Genomic DNA, 22719 nt, shown 5'->3' with positions numbered 1-22719 from the left:
GTAGATGCAATAGGGCTTTCGAAAGGGTTAGGCAAAACTCAAAACTCAATCTTCAAATCGTGATGGGTGAGTCAACGTAAACAATCGGCTCCTCAATATCAAAAGAAATGCCGTAACTTTTCAGTCGCTGAGTCATTTTTTGATTCGCGATATCCAGCAGTTGACGACGAATGTCCATTGAGCTGCCAGTTGCCCCCAAGATGAACAAGGTTGCTTGTACTTGAGTTAGGTTGCCGCTATCAAGGGTGCGGAAGGTAATGTCAGTGCTGCGGGTGTCGATGCCGAAAATGTCGCGGGTGCTTTCCGTGATGACCTGACGGATAAGAGCTTGTTCTTCTTCGCCAACGGCTCGATACAGATTGAGATAGACGATCGCCATTACTTTTTTCGCGCCTGTAAAATTCTCAACTGTGGTTTGAATCAAAGAACTATTGGGCACGATCGCCAGCGTGCCTTTTCCAGAAGTTCGAATTTTGGTAGAGCGCAATCCAATCGTTTCAACTCGACCAAACGTTCCGTCCGGTAGCCCAATATAGTCATCTATCTCGAAGGGACGATCTACATACAGTACGACGCCGCCTAGTAGTTGTTCCAACACCTTTTGAGCGGAGAAAGCGATCGCAATGCCCCCTACGCCTAAACTGGCAAATACCCCGATAATATTAATTTGATGGGTTTGAGCAAAAAGAGTTGTCAGGATAAAAATCAGCCCCAGGTTTGCTAAAAACCGGCTGACCACTAAAAGTTCACTATTGGTCTTGCGACCCTCCTCAACAGCTGCGCCCAGCAAATATTCATCAAAATAAGTTTGGAAACATTGACTCAGGAAAAGGCCTAACGAAAGGGTTAGAGCGAGTGTCAGGCCAAACTCTAAGTTGCGGTACCAAGGCACATACCAGAGTCCTTGTAATAGGATTAGGGCGACGAGATCGAGAATGCCTAAAGCACCTGTTAAGGTGAGGAGCGATCGGTGAGGTTCGACAACCCGACTGTAAAACTGTTTGGTGTCGTCTTGGAAAAAGCGCTTGAGAAGAAGTTGCGTGAATAGAGGCACTGCTTGACTGATTAAAAGCGCAGTTCCTCCGGAGGTGACGGCAAAAATTGCCCAAAAGAGGGCTGGATTTTCAACTGCAAGAGACAAATAGGCGTCCCACATCATGTTTTTAAGCAATAGAGCGTTCAACTAAGCTTGACTTCGCTGATAGAGCGATTTTAGACAAGAATTCCTGTTTCGAGAGAATAAACTTTGACCAGACTTACGCAGTTGAATGGGGCTTCAACGCCTGAATTTATAAAAAGGGGAAGCCGAATTCAACGTTCCCAAGAATTGAGGGATGCAAAAGGCCCTGTGTAAGCCTTATGTGACTAAATACGGTGGCTCATGGGTCGCCACAGTAGTTCTAAATCAGCCCTAAAACAAACCGTTAGAAATAAATAACGTGTCAAATTTCCAATAGAGATGACGCAATTTTTGAACCATGTCCAAGATTGACGGTATCCTTTCCTAGAATTCAACTGTCTCAAGGGGCGCTTGGCATCGACTATGGGAAAGATATTGATTTCGGCAGGTCACGGCGGTCTTGAGGACGGAGCACTCGATATGGGGGTTACGGTGCCGGGTACGTCCGAATCTGCTGAGATGATTCGGATTCGGGATTTGGTGGTGCCAGAGCTGCGATCGCGAGGCTTTGAGGTACTTTCAGTGCCCGACGACCTCAGCCGCGAGCAGACTCTACGATGGATCAACTCTCGCTGCCAACGAGACGACGTCGCACTTGAAATCCATGCCGGAGCAGCCACAAGTCCTGGAGCACGGGGGGCTAGCGTTTTCTACATTGCCAACAACGAAGTTAGAAAATCTCACGCGGAACTTTTGCTGCTGGCCCTACTCCGTCGCGTTCCCCAATTGCCTAGCCGAGGGGCTAAACCTGACACTACAACGGGCGTCGGCAATCTGGATTTCACCCGTCGTTTGGGATGCCCCTCTCTGTTTATGGAGGTAGGCTATCTAACGAACCCCGATGATCTGGGACTCATTCAGAATCGACGCCGAGATATTGCGCTAGGTATTGCCGATGGGGTGGCGTCTTGGAGTCGTGCAGTGGCTGGAAACGCAGCGGAAACGATACGCAGTTTTCCAGAGGTCAATATCAAGGTCAATACCGGTCTTTATGACGAAAAAGGCATCATTATCAACAACAACGCCTATATTCCTATCGATCTGGCTGATCAGCTAGACGTCAATGTGGTTCAGGACCCAGAGGTTCGACGGATTCGATATCGAGGGGTGGTCTACATCAAGGCAATTGATCTGCGGGAGTACAACGTTTCCGTTGGCTGGGATGCAACCACCCGCAGCGTTACGCTCAAAACCATCAATGCCCTACCCATTTGCTCTGATCAGCTTCAGCGCATTATGGGTAAAGGTGTCACCTCTGATATTCAGATGCTGATGTTTCTTAAGGCCAACAACGAAAATGCTGTGCAGCCTTATAAAGATCTGCCTCGTTTTTATCGCGAGGAGGGAGAGACGGAAGGGGTCAACCACGACTTAGCCTTCTGCCAGATGTGTTTGGAGACCTCTTACCTCAGATTTTTGGGCAGCCTACGTCCTGAGAGCAACAACTTTGGGGGAATTGGGGCTGTTTCCGGCGATGACGGTGCCGTCTCGTTTGATACTCAACGGATTGGCGTGCAGGCCCATATTCAACATCTCAAAGCCTATGGCAGTACGGAGCCGCTGGCCCAGCGGGTTGCCGATCCACGATTTCGTCTCGTTCGGCGTGGGGTCGCACCGTTGATCACCGATCTCAGCGGTCGATGGGATGCAGACCCCCTGTACGGGGAGAAAATCATGGCAATATTGCGGCGTTTGTATGAGTCGGCAGGTCTGCTCTAGAGAAAGGGCAGAAAAACGATGGATAGGCCAATAGCGTCTATGGGCAATCTGATTGAGGTTCCTTTGGGATCAAGATGTTTCATGTTCAGCATCCGGTGCTATCTTGGTGTCTGGTTTGGGGTGACAACCGTTTAGGCGCAGGCAGCAAAGCTTTTGGCCTGGCTTAGCAATCTGTGTAAGACAGGTCAACCTCAGGTTTTTATCGGACAGTCGGGATGGTCAGGTGAAGGAGGGTTTGAGTGAAGGTTGACAAAATTTTTGTCTCAAAGTCTTAATTGGCTGATCTGTCTACATCTAGCTGTTGGCTTTAGCCAAGCGAGTCGTTTGTTGCATTGCTTGTTTAGAAGATTCAGATAATGGCCCATTCCCTCGTGAGTTCCAACTCTCTAAATCGGCAAAGCTTGCTTAGGTTTTGGAAATTCCTACCAACAGGCGGACTAGCCCTCTTTTTATGGGTGATTTGGGGACTGCCTGCTCTGGCTCTAGAGCTGCGGGTTGCGATTCGCGAAAATGAACCTCAGGTTCTCGTCGGCACATCCAATACAGGGGTTGTTCGAAATCAGCAGGGGCAGTCCATTGCTCAGGTACCAGAGGGTCGATCGCTCACCATTTCGGCTCAAGGTTCCCAAGTTCAGATTGGCGACACGTTAGGACAATCATTCTGGGTTGAGCCTAGTGCAGGGGGCTTTGTCTTTATTGGCGATCGCTGGTATCGCGGACGTGTGCTGGTGACCGCTAGCGGCAGCGGCGTCACGGCAATCAACTATGTGGATTTGGAATACTACCTGTATAGTGTCGTTGGCGGCGAGATGCCGACCAGTTGGCCGTTGGAAGCCCTAAAGGCGCAGGCTGTTGCGGCTCGTTCTTATGTGCTATATCGGCGTCAGCGGGGGCGTCAACCCCACTACGACGTGGGCACCACCACCACTTGGCAAGTGTATAAGGGGCTAGAAGAAGAAGCCTACAGCACTCAAGCAGCCGTAGACGGAACCCGCCATCAAGTGTTGGTGTATAACGGGCACGTCATTGAAGCGGTTTTCCACTCTTCTTCTGGGGGGCATACCGAAAACGTTGAGGATGTTTGGAGCAGCCCCATTCCCTATCTGCGCGGAGTGCAAGACTATGACTACGGCGCACCTGTGTTTGAGTGGGCACAGTCGTTTTCAGTAGATGAGTTGAGCCTGATGATGCCAGATGTAGGGCGGTTGGTTAGCGCTACGCCACAGCGGACGACGCCCCGAGGACGCATCCAGGAGATTCGCATGGAGGGCGATCGCGGCACCCTGGTGATGACTGGAAATGACCTGCGCAGTGTGCTCAATTTGCGCAGTACACTATTTTCCATAGCCGTTTCAGGCGATCAGGTTCAAATCAACGGACGCGGCTATGGGCATGGTATTGGCATGAGTCAGTGGGGCGCCCACAATATGGCGCAACAGGGCTACTCCTATCGTCAAATTTTGGGCCACTATTATCAAGGCGCTCAGCTAGCCAGCATTGAAGTTCGTTAAGCGCAAACTGCTTGTAGGAGGGGACGTTATGGCGACGATTGTGCGATCGCTCCATGTCGCTTTGCTGGTTCGTGATTTAGAAACCGCCAAGGAATTCTATCGGGATGTTTTAGGTCTAGAGTTGGTGCCGCGATCGCTCAAATTTCCAGGGCTTTGGTTCCAGGTGGGTGACTTTCAAATCCACATCATGCAGTTTGATGATTGGCAAGCCCCTTGTCCCCGCCCTGACAAATGGGGCCGCAATCCTCATCTCGCGTTTCAGGTTGATGATTTAGGCCCCATCAAAGCCCGTCTCAGCGAACGTGGTCATCCCATTCAGATGAGTTCATCCGGTCGAGCTGCCCTGTTTACGCAAGATTCAGACGGCAATATCGTCGAATTGAGCCAAGGCTAGACCACACCACCACAACCGCGTAGCGACGCGATATATCGTGCCCCATAAACAACTCATGCTAGTTAAGGACAGGTTGACCCAAATCAGGGAAAACGTCTTGGACAGCGGGATAGACGATTTTGCCATCAGCGACATTGAGACCTTGCGCCAGGGCCGGATCGTCTTTGAGCGCGTCCAGTCCTTGATTCGCAAGCTTGAGAACGTAAGGCAGGGTACTGTTGTTCAGAGCTTGAGTCGCCGTCCAGGGAGCGGCACCGGGCATGTTGGGAACGCCGAAGTGAACGACTCCGGCCTCAATATAGGTTGGCTTACTGTGAGAGGTAGGGCGGAGGGTTGCGATACAGCCCCCCTGATCAACGGCGACATCGATAATGACCGAACCGGGATGCATTTGCGCTACCAACTCTCGATTCACCAGCGTTGGGGCTTTGCGACCGGGAACCAATACGGCCCCAATCAGCAAGTCGGCCTTGGGAACGACCCGCTCAATTTGCGCGGCTGTGCTGTACAGTAGCTCCGCTCGGGAACCGAAGAGGGTCTCTAGATAGGAGAGGCGATCAACGCTGATGTCCAGGATTTGCACTTGGGCACCCATGCCAATCGCAATACGAGCCGCTTCTGTGCCGACGATGCCGCCTCCTAAAATCACAACTTGACCCGGCTGAACCCCCGGAACGCCACCTAGCAGGACGCCTCTTCCGCCCTGCTGTTTCTCTAAATAGCGAGCACCAAACTGCACTGACAATCGCCCAGCAATGATGCTCATTGGGGTGAGGAGCGGTAGTCGACCATCTGCGGTCATTACGGTTTCATAGGCGATCGCACTCATCCCGCTTTTGAGCAGCGCCTCTGTCAGAGTCCGCTCAGCCGCTAAATGCAGATACGTAAAGAGCAGCAAGTCTTTCCGAAAATAGGCATATTCAGAAGGCTGGGGTTCTTTGACTTTGACTACCAGCTTCTGTGCCCAGGCCGTTTCCGCATCGCCCACTAGAGATGCCCCTACAGCGTCATACTCGTCGTCTGTAAACCCAGCACCTACGCCTGCTCCTTTTTCAACGACCACTTTGTGTCCCTGAGCGCAGAGTGCTTTGACACTGGCAGGGGTCAATCCAACACGAAATTCCTGGTCCTTGATTTCCTTCGGTAGCCCAATGTGCATAGTTGCTTGATACCCTTTGACAAAAAATGATCATCGCCACTGTCTCGATGACCTTTGCTCAGATAGGTCTTAACTGTAATACGGTGCGATCGCCGCTTTCAGACAGTTAAGAGACAGTGCTGCATCAGCAGTTCTCATAAAACATATTAGTCGGAGTCAGGTGACCTCGCTCCGACTCTAACCATCGGTTCTTATCCCTTCCCCAGATCTTCTCGATTGACCGATACGGTTGAGCCATTTGTAAACCATCGGGTCGAAAGGAACGCGACAGCAATGAGTCAGCAGGAAGAATACAGCGGTGATTGTGAGTCTCATCGGCTATTTTCCTGCGATCGCGAAGCGGCCTTATCACTGCTTCAAGCTACCTTTGAGTCCACTGCTGATGGTCTCTTTGTGGTGAATCGCGACGGTCAGGTCTTAGGGTATAACCAAAAATTTCTACACATGTGGAATCTGTCGCCTGAAATGGTAGCACCGGATGCGGAACCCCTCACACGATTTCGGTATCTAGCGAATCAGACAACGGATCCCCAGGGATTTGAAGCCCGTGTTTTGGAGCTGTTTGATCGCACCCCCGACGCGATCGTGTCTGACCAGATTGCGCTGCAAGATGGCCGCATCTTTGAGCGCTATTCCCAACCGCAAAGGCTGAATGGTGCAATCATAGGCCGCGTGTGGAGCTATCGCGACATCACCGAACGGCATCGTGCCGAAGCAGCGCTGCGCCAAAGTGAGGAAAAGTTTCGCCGCATTGTAGAACAGGCCAATCATGCCATCCTTTTAATTGGTCCAATGGGTGACATCCGCTATGCCTCGCCTAACCTCAATAACCTGATCGGATTTCCGCCCCACGAAACCCAAAATCGCCCCTATGCTGCCTTTGTCCATCCCGATGATCTGCTGCTGTGCGATGCCATTTTCTATCAGGTGTTAACCAGTGGACGCCAGCACGATGAGATTGAATTTCGCTCTCGTCACAAAGATGGCCGCTGGGTCTGGCAAAGTGCAAGCCTGGCGCGATCGCACGATAGCAGTGGGGATCCCGTCATTGTCGTCGTGACCCACGCGATCGACGACCGCAAACAGCGCGAACGAGCACTGCAAGAGCTAGTGGCCGGGACAGCGTCCTACACTGGAGAAGAATTTTTTCGGTCCTGTATTGGCCACATTGCAACGCTTCTGAAAGTAGATGGGGTTCTTATTGGCAAATTAAAATCGCCTCAGAACCGTCGGGTTAGCACGCTCTCGTTTTATGTGGACGGGCAGATTCGCGACAATTTTGAGTACGACCTGACAGACACACCCTGCGAGCGGGTCGTTGTCGAAAACGCGATGTTTTTTGCAGAGAATTTAACTGAGCCCTTTCCTGGAGATTCCTCATTAGCGATCGAACAGCTAGATTGCTACTTAGGCGTTCCGCTCACGAGTTCCACCAACGAAGTGATCGGCCTAATCGCCATCCTGAATCGAGATGAATTGAAATTTGATTCTGATCGCGAACTCTTTCTCCACATTTTTGCCGCTCGGATCAGTGCTGAATTGGAACGACAGCAGACCGAGTTAGCCCTACGACAACGAGAAGCGAAGTATCGCACCATTTTCGAGAACTCTCAAGCCGGTATGGGGCGTTCTCGCATTGCTGACGGCCTCATTCTTGAAGCCAATCAGCGGTTTGCTGACATCATGGGCTACGACTCCCCCAACGAACTCATTAACCGAGTATCCAGTCTCTCGTTCTACGTGGACTTGAGCGATCGCAGTCGCGTTGTGAATCAGCTGCGCGATCGCGATGGCGTACACAACTTTGAGCTAGAGCTTTATCACCGAGACGGGCATCGCATCTGGGTTTGGCTTTCACTACAAATCAATGAAAACGAAAGCTGCATTGAGTTTGTCATGACGGATGTCAGTGAACGCAGGCAGACAGAAGAAGCCTTACGACAGCGAGAAAAAGACTATCGTTTGTTGGTTGAAACGGCTAATTCAATCATCGTTAAGTCCGATGTGGAAGGCAACGTTCTGTTCATGAACGATTATGGCCAGCAGTTCTTCGGCTACTCCTTAGAAGAAATGATGGGCTGCCACGTTACTGAAACGTTTATTCCGTCGATTGAAACAACAGGACGAGATCTGAGAGTTTTTCTAGCGAATCTCTTCGTCCATCCCGAAAACTACCTCTTTAATGAAAACGAGGGTCGCTGCAAAGACGGTCGCCGGGTTTGGATCAACTGGTCCAATAAGCCTATTTTGGATGAAGCCGGAGAAACCGTCGGCGTTCTTTCGGTAGGCGTGGATGTTACCAAGCGCCGCCAGCTTGAGAAAAACCTGCTGCAATCTCAACAGTTCCTTCACACGTTTATTGATAATTTGCCCCTGACTGTTTTTAGTAAGAACGTTCAAAACGACTTCCGCTACGAGTTAATCAATAAAAACGCTGAGCGCATCATGGGCTTCTCACCTGCTGCCGGATTGGGAAGAAACGACTATGACTTGCTCCCTCCTGAGATCGCCGATATCCATCGTCAAGATGATTTGGACGTTGTTCAGCAGGGGCAGCTGATTGAAACCTCCAGAGAACTCTTTCGGCCTACCACAGGTGAGCACCTCTTCATTCGCAGTATCAAAATGCCTTTGCGAGACGGACAAGGTAACATCACTCATCTGTTGGGAATTGGAGAAGATTTTACAGACCGCAAAAGAGCCGAACGGTTGTTGAGCAGCCAAACCCAAATTTTGGAATTAATTGCCGCCGATGGCCCCCTCGACGAAACACTAACTTTGCTAATCAGCACCTTCGAACAATTGGCGCACTGTAGCGGAGCCTCCATCTTGTTTCTGGACGAAACCGAACAACGGCTGTACAACGCTATTGCGCCGAGCCTGCCAGAAAGCTACACGCGGGCCTTGAACGGTCTCGAAATTGGGCCTTTTTCGGCTAGCTGTGGCGCTGCGGCCTATCACAAGGTTCCCGTCATTGTGACTGACACGCTGACCGATCCGCTTTGGGCTAATATTCGGCAAATTGCTCAAGAATGCAATATTCGTAGCTGCTGGTCAACGCCCATTTTGGCCTCTCAGGGCGCTGTGTTGGGGACATTTGCTATGACCTTTGATCGCGCTAAATCTCCCTCTACTGAAGACTGGCAGATTTTTGGCACGGCTGCTCATTTGGCAGGCATCGCGATCGAGCGGCAGCGCACCGCCACCGAGCTTTACCAGGCAAAAGAAGCGGCAGAAACGGCTAACCGGGCCAAGAGTCAGTTTTTGGCCAACATGAGCCATGAGTTACGAACCCCAATGAATGCCATTTTGGGGTTCACTCAGCTTATGGTCCGAGACGATGGACTCTCGGCACAGCAGCAGCAGGCTCTGAACGTTATCAACACCAGCGGCAAACATCTTTTGGACTTAATTAACGATGTTTTGGAGATGTCCAAGATTGAAGCTGGTTCCATTACGCTGAACAATAAACCCTTTGACTTCCATGATCTGTTGAATACCCTGCAGAGCATGTTTCAGATTCAAGCTGTTAGCAAAGGGCTAGCGCTGTCCTTTGAAATTGCTGACAACGTCCCTCACTACATCGCGTGCGATGAAGGCAAGCTGCGGCAGGTCCTCATCAACCTGCTTGGAAATGCGATTAAATTTACTCAAACAGGACAAGTCAGTCTCTCGGTAGACCTGGATTCTCCAGCCGTGGATGCAGCAGCTCACTTCGCTGCCGCGACAAAAATTAGATTCGCGATCGCCGATACGGGTCCCGGTATCCCTGACGACATGGTGCCGTTCCTCTTCCAGCCCTTCGTGCAGGCTCTCCATCATGTTCCGGGTGAAGGCGGCAGTGGTTTGGGGCTTGCCATTACCCATCAGTTTGTTCAGCTCATGGGTGGCAACATCGACGTCCTTACTGCCGTTGGCGAGGGCACAACGTTTACCTTTGCCCTAGACGTCCAAATCACTAATCCCTCAGAAAGCAGCTTCTTCTCAGCCCATCAAACAATCCAGCGCCTAGCTCCTGACCAGCCTCAATATCGTGTTCTCGTTGTTGATGATCGCCCTGAAAATCGCGCCCCCCTGATTCAACTGCTCCAATCCGTCGGCTTCGAAACCCACGCCGCCATCAATGGACAGGATGCCTTAACCCAATGGCAAACCTGGCAACCCCATCTGATCTGGATGGACATGCGAATGCCCGTTATGGACGGCTACGAAGCAACGCGCAGAATTCGCGCATTAGAAGCCGACCCAAGCCAGACGTCAGCAGTTAGGAGACAGGAGGGGGCCGAAACGCAAACCCCATTCTCCCATTCCCCTACTCCCTCACTCTCCTCTACCAAAATCATCGCCCTCACGGCCAGTGCCTTCGAGGATCAGCACCAGAACATACTGGCTGCCGGATGTGACGATTTTGTACACAAGCCGTTCTATGCAGCTGAGATTTTTCGTAAAATGGCAGACCATCTGGGTGTGCAGTTCGAGGTGACGGCTCCTGTTCAAGACCATGATTCACCAGCACCGGTGGACAGTCGTTTGCTTGCAGTAGATGACCTTCAAGATCTGCCGGATGATTGGAAACGGACCTTTCATCAGGGAGCAATTCAGGCGGATGCTGACTGGCTGCGATCGCTCTTAGCCCAGCTACCAGAGAACCAAGACATGCTCAAGCAGCAGCTTAACCGTCTGATTACGCAGCTTGACTTTGATACCCTAATTAACCTGACGGAGACTTCCTGCGGTGACTGATTCAGCAGCTAGACCCTATCGGGCCGATATCTTGGCGATTGACGATACACCCGAAAACCTGCAACTACTTTCTCAGTTACTGACGGATCGTCACTACAAAGTCCGTAGTGTCACTAAGGGAACAACGGCCATTCGAGCGGCTCAAGCAGCACCCCCCGACCTGATTTTGCTGGATATCAACATGCCAGAAATGGGGGGATACGAGGTCTGCGAAAGGCTGAGAGCAGATGAGCGCACGCGCGAAATTCCGGTCATCTTTATCAGTGCATCAGGTGAAACGGTTGACAAGATCAAGGCTTTTGAAGTCGGCGGAGTGGACTTTGTGACCAAGCCTTTTCAAGTCGAAGAGGTTCTCGCTCGAATTAAAACGCACTTACAGCTACGTGCTCTGCGGCAACAGTTACAAACTCAAAATGAACAGCTTCAGCAAGAGATTCGCGATCGCCTCAAGGCTGAGCAGGCATTAGAGCAGGAACGAGAAAAATCGGAAAAGCTGTTGCTCAACATCCTACCCCAGCCGATTGCAGAGCAGCTTAAGCAAAACCATCGGGCGATCGCCTATCGATTTGAGGCAGCCACCATCTTGTTTGCGGATATTGTCGATTTTACGGGACTGTCTGCGGCGATTCCCCCTACCAAGCTGGTCGATCTGTTAAATCTGATCTTTTCTGAATTTGACCAGCTAGTTGAGAAACATCAGCTGGAAAAGATTAAAACCATTGGTGATGCCTACATGGTTGTGGGCGGTTTGCCTAATCCGATGACAGATCCCGTAGCGGCTGTTGCTGACATGGCTCTGGATATGCAGCAGACAATTCGCCGCTATCATCGCGACGACGGCAGTCCTTTCAGTCTCCGCATCGGTGTCGATACTGGGCCCGTTGTGGCGGGGGTCATTGGAATTAAAAAATTCTCCTACGATCTATGGGGTGATGCAGTAAACCTCGCCAGCCGCATGGAATCTCAGGGCGAACCCGGGCGGATTCAGGTCACTGAAGCGCTGCATCAACACCTGCATGATCGCTACCGCTTCACACCCCGGGGACCCATTCGCATCAAAGGTCGAACGGAAATGCGAACCTACTGGCTAGAGGGACGCCTACAATTATGATGGACAGGCCACGAACTTACCAAGCGGATATTCTGGCGATCGACGATACGCCAGAGAATTTGCAGCTCCTGTCTCAGCTGCTAACGGATCGGCACTACAAGGTCCGCAGTGTCACTAAAGGAAAGACTGCGCTGCGGGCTGCCCAGGCGGCACCGCCGGACCTAATTTTGTTAGACATCAACATGCCCGAAATGGGGGGGTACGAAGTCTGCGAACGACTCAAGGCTGAAGACATCACCCGTGACATCCCCGTCATTTTCATTAGCGCTCTAGGTGAAACGCTCGATAAAGTCCGAGCCTTTAAAGTCGGCGGGGTTGACTTTGTCACTAAACCGTTTCAGGTGGAGGAGGTTATTGCCCGCATTGAAACGCATCTGCAAATCTGCCGCTTGCGCCGTCAACTTCAGGCCCAAAACGTGCGCCTAGAGCAGGAAATTCGCGATCGCCGACAAGCTCAAGAAACCTTCAGCAAGGCCTTTCGGTCTAGCCCTAGTCCCATCACCATCACGACCTTAGAGGGTGGGCGATTCCTAGAAGTCAACCCCAGCTTTCTGAAACTTAGCGGTTACAGTCGGGGTGAAGTCATTGGGTTTCGAGTGGACGAACTCAATCTCGGACTGGATATGAATCGCTATCGCGAGAGGCGGGAGCGGCTAGAACAGTCAGGCGCACTTCACAACTGGGAATTTGATCTGCGGACTAAATCGGGCCATGTGCGAACGGTTCTTCTTTCGGTTGAGGAAATCGAGCTACAGGGCTATCGATGTGCCTTAGCGATCGCCAACGACATTACCGAACGCAAGCGCCTTGAAAATGAGTTCATTTCCCTCGTTAGCCATGAACTCAAAACCCCCATGAACTCCATGATTGGTGCTTTGGATCTGCTTGGTACTGGGCAACTCGGCAGCCTCACTGCTCAGGGGCAGCAGATGATCGACATGGCTATCAACAATGCTGAACGCCTGGTCCGTTTGGTCAACGACATCCTCGATCTGGAGCGGATGAAGTCCGGTACCCTTACCCTCCAGCCTAAGCTCTGTGACCTGCCCTATTTATTTCAACAGGCCAAAACCGTCATGCAAACCATGGCTCAAGCAGCCCAAGTGACGCTTATTGTTGAGCCTGCCGATGTCCAGTTGTGGGTGGATGGCGATCGCATTCAGCAACTACTCACCAACCTCCTCAGCAACGCTATCAAGTTCTCATCTGCTGGAGGCACAGTCTACATGAGTGCACAGCTGGAAAACGTTGAGGACCATCAGACCGTAGAAGGTCAACCCCAAATCCCAAACCCCCAGCTTCACCGATCGACCGACCCCTCTTCTACTCTGCACATCACGGTTCGAGATCAGGGTCGCGGCATTCCAGCAGAAAAACTAACTCTGATCTTTGAGCGCTTCCAACAAGTCGATACGTCAGATGCTCGGGCAAAAGGCGGAACGGGGCTAGGGCTAGCGATTTGCCGTCAGATCGTCCAGCAGCACCAAGGACAAATTTGGGCCGAAAGTGTAGTCGGCGGCGGCAGCACCTTCCATGTCGTCCTGCCGTTAATGTCTGCCCTAAACGAGGGCAGTATCGCAATTGACGACGCTACTTCTGACTAAGCTTGGACGTATATTGCTGATTTCAATCATTAAATTTTTGTCGAAACTCTTGGGGATAAAGCGCTCGACGAATCGAGTTACCCAAAACCGCAGCTTTGATTGCTTAAACCAACCCAGTATCCTTAAAAAATTTCTTGTATATTCAAACTCTTCAACGCTATCCGTCGAATATTCTAAGGGCGGTTAATCCCCTAATAAACGTATGGTCTTATCAGAATCTAGCCGCTCGAACGCGCAACCAACCTCCGATTCCGTTGTTCGTATCGTCGAGGTGAGCGCAATTGATGTCCCTGAAACTGGCGAATTCAAGTACAAGTGCCGAGTAACCATCTATGGTGAAGGCAGGCTGAGGCTAGACAAGAACCTCATGACCCGGCTGCAGCCCAACTGGTTAGTAGATATCAAACATTCTGGGGACTGCACCATTGCGCTAACGCTACTTTATCGCCAGGGAGGACTTGGGGAACCTTGGCAAGAGGCTGACACTGTTGAATTTTCCACCGCCGGACTGTTTAGGGATGAGCGCAGTATTGATGTTGAATGCCCTATCACCACCTGGGCAATAGCCCCGAATCTAAAGCTGAAGGCTCGCCTGACCCAAAGCAGTTCCGCTATTCAAAACGAAGCGGTTTCTTTGAGTTTGGCGACCACGCAGACGAACCGTAAGCGCCCCCCACTCAGTGTTGAAGACGATGTTCCGGTGAAACTGCCCGAAGCGATTCCTCTTTCTATGCCAGAAGCCGTCATTGTCAAGGACGTGTGGAACAAACTGCGAGCTTGGAAAGAACTGCAGATGGAGACGTTCTTCAAACGTCTTCTGTTGGAGGTCCCCGAGCTAGAATCTCTGCTTGGTGAGGCGCTCAATACCATACCAGACTACTTTTTTGAGCTGTTTGACTGCTGTGTGCGGCAGCTCTGTCCACACACCGAAGCTGTTGTGTGGGAGCCGATGATGGGAGTGCCTATTGAAAAAGGGGACAGCTTCGATACGGTGGAAGACTATGGCAACCTCTTTGCGGACATTGGCCTGAAGCCGCGCCACTGGCTGAAGGCGCGGCAGGTGTGGATGTGGATGCTACCCCAGATCCCCTATCTGGAGGACTACGATCGCGATAATCTCGCCAAGGGGGAGGGATCGGCTCTCTACAAGTTTTTCAATACCCATGTGATCACAGGTATGGTGGCGGCGCGCGATCGCTACGATGCCGCCCTTTCTCCAGACATCGTTCAGCGTATGGCGGCGTCCTGGCAGTACATTGGCGATCGCAAGAATGAGATGGGGATAGAGTTCTATCAAACGCTTTTTGCAAAGTATCCTCAGGTGTTGCCCATCTTTGGTCGGGCCGATATGAATTACCTATCGACCCATCTACTACAGTCCCTAGAATTTCTCTTTATCTGTCTGTCTGAAGGGGATGCTGAGCGCCTACTCATCGAGCTACGGCATCTGGGGCGTATCCACGGGAACGCGGGCGTGCCGTCCTTTGCTTACGGTGCTATCTCTGACGTGATGCTGATCCTGTTTGAAAAGTATGTGCCTGACTTTGACGATGATCTGCGGCAGGCATGGCGAACGCTGATCGACCGAGTCAGCAATGTAATTAAGCTACCCAAGCTGAATGAAGAACGGCTGCTGAAGAAGGCCAAAGAATTCTTAACCACGATCTCTGATGAGCAAGCTTGGGAAGAGTCTGATCGAGAACAGCGCTGGCAGGACATTCAAGCGGAAGTGCAGGCCACGGGCACCTACACTCACACCTACGAGGAACTGGCCTATGGAGCACAGGTCTCCTGGCGCAACGCTTCCAAATGCGTAGGGCGGATCCAGTGGCAGAACTTAGTGGTGCGCGACTGTCGGCATATCACTGACCCTGACGATATGTTCCGGGAATTGGAAGAACACTTACGACTGGCTACTAACGGCGGCAACATCCAGATCACCATGACCGCCTTTCGACCCAAACTGCCTCAAGAACGCTGGGGACCCCGCATCTGGAATCCGCAGCTGATTCGTTATGCCGCCTACGAAATGCCCGACGGCAGCATTCTAGGGGACGCCGCCAACTTGGGAGTGACCCAAGCAATCACTGAAAAAATGGGCTGGCAGCCGCCGGAACCTCGCACCCCGTACGACATTCTGCCCTTGGTGATTGAGGTGCCCGGAAAAGAACCAAAGCTCTACGAGTTTCAAAAAGAGGACATTCTAGAAGTCGAAATCGAGCACCCTACCTTAGCTGGCTTTAAGGACTTGGGTCTACGCTGGTATGCTGTTCCCGCTATCAGCAACTTCCGCATGGACATTGGCGGCATCACCTATGCCTGCATTCCTTTCAATGGCTGGTACATGGGCACCGAAATTGCCCGTGATTTTCTGGAGGAGTGGCGCTACGACAAAATGGAAGACGTTGCCAAGCTGCTGGGCTTGGACACCAGCACTGAAGCAACCTTGTGGCGCGATCGCGTCGCCTTAGAAATGAACGTAGCGGTGATTCACTCGTTCCAGAAAGCGAAGGTGACGATGGTCGATCACCAGTCCGCCGCGCAGCAGTTTCTTACCCACGACTTGCGAGAGAAGAAGTCTGGGCGCGAGTGCCCCGCTGATTATGGCTGGGTCATGCCCCCGGCAGGCGGCAGTGCCTGTCCGGTTTGGCATCACCAAATGCGTGATTTTTATCTGGAGCCAGCCTATCACCACGCTGCTGATCGCTGGGCCGTAGAAGCTGACCTCGACTTAGAGCAGTTTATTCAGGCGGCGGATGAGAATGAGGACCGCAGCGATCGCATTCTGATTCTCTACGGCTCTGAAACGGGAACCGCCGAAGGGTTTGCTCGCCGTGCTGCCCGCCAATTCGTGGCCTATCGCCCTAAAGTCATGGGCTTAGATGAATACAACACTGCTCATTTGGCTTCAGAAAAGCTGTTGCTAGTCGTCACCTCGACCTTTGGAAATGGGGATATGCCCGGCAACGCTAAGTCATTTATGCAATGGCTGAAACAGCAGCCACGGGGTGCCTTACAAGGACTCAACTATTCTGTTCTCGGCATTGGCAGTACGATTTACGAACACTTCTGCGCCGCAGGCGTTGCCCTAGACAAAGCCCTAGCCAAAGCTGGAGCGAATCCCATTGTTCCGCTGCACAAAGGCGACGAGATCAAAGGTCAAGCCGATACCTTCAAGCAGTGGTCAGGCTTGGTCTCCCGCGTTTTGGGAGCCGATGATACTAGCGCTAGTCCCCAATCTCTTCCAAAGCTTACCGTTACGTATCTGGACGCTCAGCCCCCTAGTGCCCCAAACTCCCATCGTCCTATTGCCGTTCCCCTCCTCTCCAATCGTGAACTGCTCAAAGAAGTCATTCCGGGCAGTCGCTCTACCCGTTGTCTGATGTTCGACATTGCCAATGCTGAGCTGCAGTACGAGACTGGCGACCATGTAGCTGTGCATCCTAACAATCCAGCAGATCTAGTAGTGCGGCTATGTCGTCGTCTTGGCGTTGACCCGGAAGCAGTTTTTACTGCTCGGTATGTGATGCCAGACGGCACAGAACTGGAAGACGAACCTCCCGTCGCGGGACCGACAACGGTGCGTCAGGTGCTAACTGAAGTTATTGATTTAGCGCTGCATGACCCCTTCCGTGACTTGCTGACGGCTCTGCATGGAGCGGCAACCAGTACCGCAGACAAAGTGCGTCTGGCGACCTGGTTGGAAATTCTTGCGCTGGAGAGCGATCGCGCCGAAAACGTTGCCCTTCGCAAAAAGCTCCAGGACTGCTTCATGACCATCGTCGATCTCTTCGAGGAGTTTCCCTCAGCCCAAATCACTCTAGAAATGCTGCTGGAATTATTGCCCCGGCTCAAGCCCCGTCTCTATTCCATTTCTTCCTGCCCGCAACTGCACCCCGGCAAAATTCAAATTACTGTCGGGGTGCTCCAAATCAAAACTGATACTGGTAAAACTCGGCAGGGGTTGTGTTCTAACTATTTGGCAGGGCTGACAGCGGGCGATCGCGTTTGCCTTGATACCCGCACCTCTGACTTTCGTCCCCCAACTGACCCCACAGCACCGTTGCTAATGGTTGGTCCGGGCACGGGCATCTCTCCCTTGCTCGCCTTTCTTCAGCACCGGGAGCATTTGCAAAACATGGGTGTCCAGCTGGGTGACGCCACACTTTACTTTGGCTGCCGCAACCACAGCGACTTCCTCTACGAAGCGCAGCTCAAGTCTTGGCTAGAACAAGGCGTACTCAGTAATCTGCAGGTGGCTTTCTCACGTCTGACCGAGCAAAAGGTGTATGTGCAGACCCTAATGCAGCAGCAGGCAGCAGTCCTCTGGCAGCAGCTCAGCCATCCACAATGTCACTACTACGTTTGCGGCGATGCCCGCATGGCAGATAACGTGTTTGATGTATTTATGCAGATTGCCAAAACTGAAGGCGGACTCTCCCACGTTGAGGCGGTTGAATTCTTTGATCGCATGAAGCAAGAAAAGCGCTTCTCTACGGATGTCTGGGGTGTCACTCTAAACTTCGAACAGGCCATCAAGCAGGTTAAGAAAGACAACTATGCTCGTGCTGAAAAATGGCTAGCCAATCTCTAGATGGAGGGTGTCGTATAACGTCAAGTCAGCATACCCGCTTGGATACAGCTTTAGCTGTTTAAGCTTGTAGGCTTGCGTATCCAATAACATCCAGGTCCTTGCCCATAGCCAGATGCCTTCCCGTCTTGTCCTAACGGAACTGGCAACGGCTACAGGGCCAACAAAACCAAGAGCAGCGACGAAATACTGTATTGAATACGACTTTTGAGCAAGACGGGCGATCGCAACAGCTCGTTTCACAATTTTGCAAGCTAGATGTTGCGGTCTGCATTTGAGTCCAATCAAAATGCTAAAGGTACGACCTGAGCAAACTGATAGTTGCTTGCCCAGTATTTTCCCAGCTGAATTGAGCGGAGCGCTTCAAACCGGCTTCGCTGAGTTGGTCCCAAAGTGTGCGATCGCGGGCGACCTGTGCCATTGCATCCGTCATCTCATCAGGCGATGTCGGAGAAACCAAGAGCGCTGCTTCTCCCGTCACCTCTGGAATGGATGAGATATTGGAAGCGATCACTGGAGTGCCACAAGCCATCGCTTCGAGTACGGGGAGACCAAACCCTTCCCATAAACTCGGAAAAATGAGCGCCAATGCCTGATTGAGCAAGATGGGCAGCTGCTCATAGGCCACATAATCTAGAAATCTCACCTGGTCCACAATCCCCAATGCCTCTGCTTGTCGCTGTAGTTCTGGGGTATATCGCTTATCAGACGGGCCGGCTATCCACAGCTCATAGTGACTAGGGTTGGGAAGCTGGGCAAAGGCTTGGAGGGCGATCGCGACATTTTTATAGGGTGCATGGCGTCCCAATATCAGAAAGTAATTCTGACGCTCCAACGCTAAGGGCCGAAAGTGCTCTGCATCGTGGGCCAGTGGAATCGGCGCTATCTTGCGGCTACTCAATCCATAAAACGCCATCACATCATCCGCTGTGGCCTGAGAATTACAGATGACATGTGCCGCTGCTCGCAAAACCTGGGGCACATAGACCCGATGCAGCCCAGTGAGCGATCGGGAAATGTCAGGAAACCGCAGCGGAATCAAATCGTGAATCGTCACAATGAAGCGACAGTTTGAGAAAAGCGGTGCTTCTGCGATTGGGGAAAACAGCAGTGGGGCTGCTGCGCCCTGCCTCGTTTGCTGACGATAAATCCGTGGCAGCTGAAACTGGGTCCATAACAGCCGCCGCAGGTGCCCCTTCATACCCAACTCAGCCGTCATGTTATCTGCTACAGGATAATACTCAGTTAGCCCACTCGCTTCAGTCGCCAAAAAGCAAGGATCCAACTGAGATAAAAAAGGCAGCAGGTTCAGCGCATAGTTGGTGGTCCCTGTAGGCTTGTGAAGCAGGTAGGCCAGATTTACGAGCATGGACTCTGAGTTTGGTGCTGCGGAAACCTTCAAACCCTAACAGAAGACACACGCTGTTTTTACAGTCGGTAAAGTTGTGCAGCGGCAGGGGGAGCGGCGATCGCTCAGCTATGCTAGGGTAGGCAATGACTACAGCGGGATGTAGCGCAGCTTGGTAGCGCACTTCGTTCGGGACGAAGGGGCCGGAGGTTCGAATCCTCTCATCCCGATTCTTCTAAACTCTACTGCTGAAGCGCCTTGTGGCTTACGCATCAACCTTTTGATGATGCTTTCACAATGACTGTTGCACCTATAAGTTGCAGTATTTGCAGCGCTGTTTGGTTCTTTGATTCTTAAAGAAGCAGATGGTTTGCCGTAACCTTACAAATCGCCTTTCAGAATCGTTTCTACGGTTAGCCTAAGTTCAGGAAAGGTGGGCGACTGTACGCTATCACTGCGGCTAAATTCAGTCGCGTCATACCAGCCTTCAGTGAGTATGAGTACAGTAACTTTTGCAGAAAGTGGGTCAACTATCCAGTATTCAGGGATATCAAGAACGCTATACTCAGCTCGCTTAGCACGATAGTCGACTCCCTTGGTGGACTCGCTGACGACTTCTACAACCAGTAATGGTGGAGGCTCATTGAGTTGGATAACGGCTTCACGGTTTTGCAGCTCTTTCCACTGATTCAGAGGCAAGACAACCACATCGGGAATGCGAACGGTGTCCCATCGATCGCCTCGTGGAGATTGAATGCCAATGACCATTTGCTTGGAAACCCAATCTCGCCCTAGCCGCTTGATTTCATTACGAAAGCAGGTATTGATAAAATCGGCAATCTCACCATGCAGTCCCATGCCAAGGGTTATCGGGACAAGCTCTCCGTTGACGAGTTCATACGTCGTGTCGGTACCGTCGTCATAAGTTAGGTAGTCATTGAGAGTCAGCCGCTGAGTTGTCGTAGGCATCTTGGGTCAGCAGATTGAGATATTGATTATCTTAACGGACAGCTAAATGTCTGATTTGGCATCGCCGGTGCTGCTTTTTTAATTCTTTTTGACGGTGTCTAAAGTTCAGTAGACCCATCTGAGACGAAGAAATGGTAGACCGGACCAGGTATTTGGCAGGAATCTGGTAGAGCGCCCTATTGAGAATCGCTATAATTGAGGCGCAGTGGGGATTAGCAGAACTTCTGAACTTCGTTCGGGACGAAGGGGCCGGAGGTTCGAATCCTTTCATCCCAATTCTTTTAAGATCATGGCGCAAGGTCATTTTTGACGAAAGCCTATTGATTGCCTTTGGCATTATTAAGGCAGCAACCTGCGGATTATCTCTATGTCTACACCCTTTGATGCGGCTCCAACGGCAGCTAGAATTAGGCGGTTTTGGTAACTTGGCGTTAGTTTTGGGATGGAGCGCAACGCTTACCATAACTATCTTAATGAGCTTGTCAGCGATCGCTATGCGCTCGTAAATGGTCTGCAACTGTTACGGGACGAATTACAGTTGCCGCCTTTAGCAAAACGGATATGAAGACCTGTGGGGCCGACATGAGTTTGCCCAGTGCGATCGCCCGCATTCAATCCCAACAGCCGGAGCGAGGCATTCAAGTTGGCGCGCTGGTTTATGAGTCAGGTGAAGCTGCTGTATGCAGAGGGTGACTCGGTAGACGGAGCCCTAGAGTCGGTTTATATGAAGCTGATTCAGCTTTCGCGGGTGCGAGGGTGGCTGCGGGCAAAGGATGTCCGCAATTATGAGCGCAGCTTACGGAAGGCGAGTGCGGAGGTGATTCGATCGCACTTTCGAGAGTTAGAGGCGATGGGGTATGGGGAGACCTGTGGGGTGGGAAATCGGTTGCAGTGGCGAGCGACGGTAGACGCGGTAGACAGATCTGAGGCAACGGTAGACAGGGTGTCTACCGCTGAAAGCATTGACGGTTATGGGCTATAGGGAAACGGTAGACAAGTAGACAAGTTTTAACTCTGGAGAGCCTCTAGAAAGTTTCTACTTGTCTACCGAAATGCTTGAAAAGCTTACAGGTTATGGATTTTGGGCAGTAGGTTGGCTGTCCACCAAGCGTCTACCGTTGTCTACCGTGTCTACTGAAGCGGTAGGGGAAATAAGAGCAAGGCGTCAAGATTCGGATATGGCGTGACGTAGTTGCAGGTTTTCTCTAATTTGATTCATTGCGATGGGACCTTCTAAAACTTCTTCCCGTTGAACAGCCTCCTGTCCGATTTGAGCATCCTGCTGAAGTTCCATCAGTCGCCCTTCGTAAATGCCGTCTTGTTGTTCGAGCAGGTGCAAGCCAGCGGTGATGACCTCTAAGGCAGACTGATATTTCCCCATGGCAATTTGATGGTGGATGAGTTGTTCAAGCTCTGGCGTGAGAAACACTTGCATGACGGCCTGAAAAAAGTGAATTTTCTTGCCTCTCATTCTAAGACGCAGGCTCGACCCAAGGAGCGTTGCCTCTGAAGCCACAGTCCTCATCGAGCTGCGTGAGCTGCGGCAGTTATGGGCTGAAAAAGGATGGATTAGAATGACAGCAGATTGATGTCCCTTTCTGTGCCCAGGTGGCCAGATGGGTTGATAGGCTGACGCCACTACGGACTGATCGAAAATGCCATGATGATTCCGGCTGTCACGCGAGACCTCACGTTTGAAACGTTCATTGACGTTGAGGATGGCAATGAACTGAATGAATTTGAACTGGTCGATGGGAGGCTGGTGCTCATGCCGGAGCCGGATGATTGGCATGAAGAGATTTTAGAATTCCTCTCGTTTATGTTTGAACTGCAGTATCGGCGCATGAAGCTGCGGTACTCGGTGCGAAAGCGGAATGCGTTGATGATTGACAACACGAGGGGCCGCCGCCCTGATGTGGCGGTGATTGACCGGCCTGCAACCCGACGGGAGGATCGACAACCAGGGATTCGCAGCGTGCCTCGAATGATCGTGGAGATTGCCTCTGGCAACTGGAGTACGGACTTGGTGGAGAAGCAGGAGGAGTATGAGGCGCTACAGGTGCCGGAGTTCTGGATTGTGGATTACCGGGGGCAGATTCCAGCGAAGTATTGTCAGCGGGGGAAGGGGAAGAAGGTGATTGTGCTGATGCTGGAGGATGGGGTTTATCGGAAGGCAGAATATGTGGAGGGGGAGACGGTACCGTGTCTGACGTTTCCGGAGTTGGAGTTGACGGTGGAGCAGGTTTTAGCGGCTGAAGAAGCTTAGCAAAATCCATTGAGATACCGAAGCATTACTAACTGGTTCTAGCTTTTAGAAACACTCTAAAGTGTTTGCTCGCAACGGATCGCTCTCTCATTCAGAAAATTACTAAATAAGGATTAGAGAAATC

17 protein-coding genes and 1 tRNA gene are annotated in these 22719 nt (G+C 51.6%); 12 read left to right on the top strand and 6 right to left on the bottom strand.

Annotated elements, in window-relative coordinates:
* Nucleotides 1-52 precede the first annotated feature (52 nt).
* A complete protein-coding gene (locus PN498_RS15925) occupies nucleotides 53-1159 on the bottom strand; it encodes a mechanosensitive ion channel family protein (RefSeq protein ID WP_272063868.1) in 1107 nt (368 codons plus the stop codon).
* 384 nt (nucleotides 1160-1543) lie between these two features.
* Here PN498_RS15925 and tftA point away from each other — a divergent pair, with 384 nt between their 5' ends.
* The 3 genes from tftA (at nucleotide 1544) to PN498_RS15910 (ending at nucleotide 4804) form a co-directional block, all read left to right on the top strand.
* A complete protein-coding gene (tftA, locus tag PN498_RS15920) occupies nucleotides 1544-2899 on the top strand; it encodes a hormogonium tapered terminus morphoprotein TftA (protein WP_272063867.1) in 1356 nt (451 codons plus the stop codon).
* Between the two features lie 356 nt (nucleotides 2900-3255).
* Nucleotides 3256-4410, top strand: a complete 1155-nt coding sequence (locus PN498_RS15915; RefSeq protein ID WP_272063865.1) for a SpoIID/LytB domain-containing protein — start codon at nucleotides 3256-3258, stop codon at nucleotides 4408-4410.
* A gap of 28 nt (nucleotides 4411-4438) precedes the next feature.
* Nucleotides 4439-4804, top strand: coding sequence for a VOC family protein (locus tag PN498_RS15910; protein ID WP_272063862.1), 366 nt, complete (start codon nucleotides 4439-4441; stop codon nucleotides 4802-4804).
* Between the two features lie 58 nt (nucleotides 4805-4862).
* Here the strand turns inward: PN498_RS15910 and ald are convergent, their stop codons facing one another.
* On the bottom strand, nucleotides 4863-5963 hold the full coding sequence (gene ald / locus PN498_RS15905; RefSeq protein ID WP_272063860.1) for an alanine dehydrogenase: 1101 nt from the start codon (nucleotides 5961-5963) through the stop codon (nucleotides 4863-4865).
* A 273-nt stretch (nucleotides 5964-6236) separates the two neighbouring features.
* Between ald and PN498_RS15900 the strand changes: the two genes are divergently transcribed.
* From PN498_RS15900 to PN498_RS15885, 4 genes are all read left to right on the top strand, one after another.
* Nucleotides 6237-10706: a PAS domain S-box protein gene (locus PN498_RS15900; protein ID WP_272063859.1), complete on the top strand. Its 4470-nt coding sequence runs from the start codon at nucleotides 6237-6239 to the stop codon at nucleotides 10704-10706.
* Nucleotides 10699-11817: an adenylate/guanylate cyclase domain-containing protein gene (locus PN498_RS15895; RefSeq protein WP_272063858.1), complete on the top strand. Its 1119-nt coding sequence runs from the start codon at nucleotides 10699-10701 to the stop codon at nucleotides 11815-11817. The genes PN498_RS15900 and PN498_RS15895 overlap by 8 nt, the downstream gene beginning before the upstream one ends.
* Nucleotides 11814-13421 (top strand): ATP-binding response regulator, encoded by a 1608-nt coding sequence (locus PN498_RS15890; RefSeq protein WP_272063856.1) that lies wholly within the window; start codon nucleotides 11814-11816, stop codon nucleotides 13419-13421. Before PN498_RS15895 ends, PN498_RS15890 begins: the two co-directional genes overlap by 4 nt.
* A 202-nt stretch (nucleotides 13422-13623) precedes the next feature.
* On the top strand, nucleotides 13624-18015 hold the full coding sequence (locus PN498_RS15885) for a nitric oxide synthase oxygenase (protein ID WP_272063855.1): 4392 nt from the start codon (nucleotides 13624-13626) through the stop codon (nucleotides 18013-18015).
* Here PN498_RS15885 and PN498_RS15880 read toward each other — a convergent pair.
* Both PN498_RS15880 and PN498_RS15875 read right to left on the bottom strand, forming a co-directional pair.
* A complete protein-coding gene (locus PN498_RS15880; RefSeq protein ID WP_272063854.1) occupies nucleotides 18001-18255 on the bottom strand; it encodes a hypothetical protein in 255 nt (84 codons plus the stop codon). The two genes, PN498_RS15885 and PN498_RS15880, sit on opposite strands and share 15 nt — an antisense overlap.
* 49 nt (nucleotides 18256-18304) lie before the next feature.
* Nucleotides 18305-19381: a glycosyltransferase family 4 protein gene (locus PN498_RS15875; protein ID WP_272063852.1), complete on the bottom strand. Its 1077-nt coding sequence runs from the start codon at nucleotides 19379-19381 to the stop codon at nucleotides 18305-18307.
* Nucleotides 19382-19516: 135 nt separating this feature from the next.
* Between PN498_RS15875 and PN498_RS15870 the strand changes: the two genes are divergently transcribed.
* Nucleotides 19517-19590, top strand: a tRNA-Pro gene (locus PN498_RS15870).
* A gap of 151 nt (nucleotides 19591-19741) precedes the next feature.
* On the opposite strand, the gene PN498_RS15865 is transcribed toward PN498_RS15870, so the two are convergent.
* A complete protein-coding gene (locus tag PN498_RS15865; protein ID WP_272063851.1) occupies nucleotides 19742-20329 on the bottom strand; it encodes a Uma2 family endonuclease in 588 nt (195 codons plus the stop codon).
* A 179-nt stretch (nucleotides 20330-20508) separates the two neighbouring features.
* Between PN498_RS15865 and PN498_RS15860 the strand changes: the two genes are divergently transcribed.
* The 3 genes from PN498_RS15860 to PN498_RS15850 are packed head-to-tail and all read left to right on the top strand — an operon-like array spanning nucleotide 20509 to nucleotide 21311.
* Nucleotides 20509-20835, top strand: coding sequence for a hypothetical protein (locus PN498_RS15860; protein ID WP_272063849.1), 327 nt, complete (start codon nucleotides 20509-20511; stop codon nucleotides 20833-20835).
* Nucleotides 20836-20890: 55 nt separating this feature from the next.
* The gene (locus PN498_RS15855) at nucleotides 20891-21022 is read left to right on the top strand and encodes a hypothetical protein (RefSeq protein ID WP_272063847.1); all 132 of its coding nucleotides are present in this window, start codon (nucleotides 20891-20893) and stop codon (nucleotides 21020-21022) included.
* Nucleotides 20988-21311, top strand: a complete 324-nt coding sequence (locus PN498_RS15850; protein ID WP_272063845.1) for a hypothetical protein — start codon at nucleotides 20988-20990, stop codon at nucleotides 21309-21311. Before PN498_RS15855 ends, PN498_RS15850 begins: the two co-directional genes overlap by 35 nt.
* Nucleotides 21312-21494: 183 nt before the next feature.
* Here PN498_RS15850 and PN498_RS15845 read toward each other — a convergent pair whose 3' ends face one another.
* Nucleotides 21495-21764: a ribbon-helix-helix domain-containing protein gene (locus PN498_RS15845; protein ID WP_272063844.1), complete on the bottom strand. Its 270-nt coding sequence runs from the start codon at nucleotides 21762-21764 to the stop codon at nucleotides 21495-21497.
* A gap of 225 nt (nucleotides 21765-21989) precedes the next feature.
* On the opposite strand from PN498_RS15845, the gene PN498_RS15840 reads away from it, so the two are divergent.
* The gene (locus PN498_RS15840) at nucleotides 21990-22595 is read left to right on the top strand and encodes a Uma2 family endonuclease (protein WP_272063843.1); all 606 of its coding nucleotides are present in this window, start codon (nucleotides 21990-21992) and stop codon (nucleotides 22593-22595) included.
* Nucleotides 22596-22719: the final 124 nt, after the last annotated feature.

The sequence above is a fragment of the Oscillatoria sp. CS-180 genome (assembly GCF_028330965.1).
Lineage (GTDB): Bacteria > Cyanobacteriota > Cyanobacteriia > Phormidesmidales > Phormidesmidaceae > Halomicronema.
The sequence above is the reverse complement of the archived record's forward strand: the minus strand, read 5'-3'. Positions and strand labels throughout refer to the sequence as shown.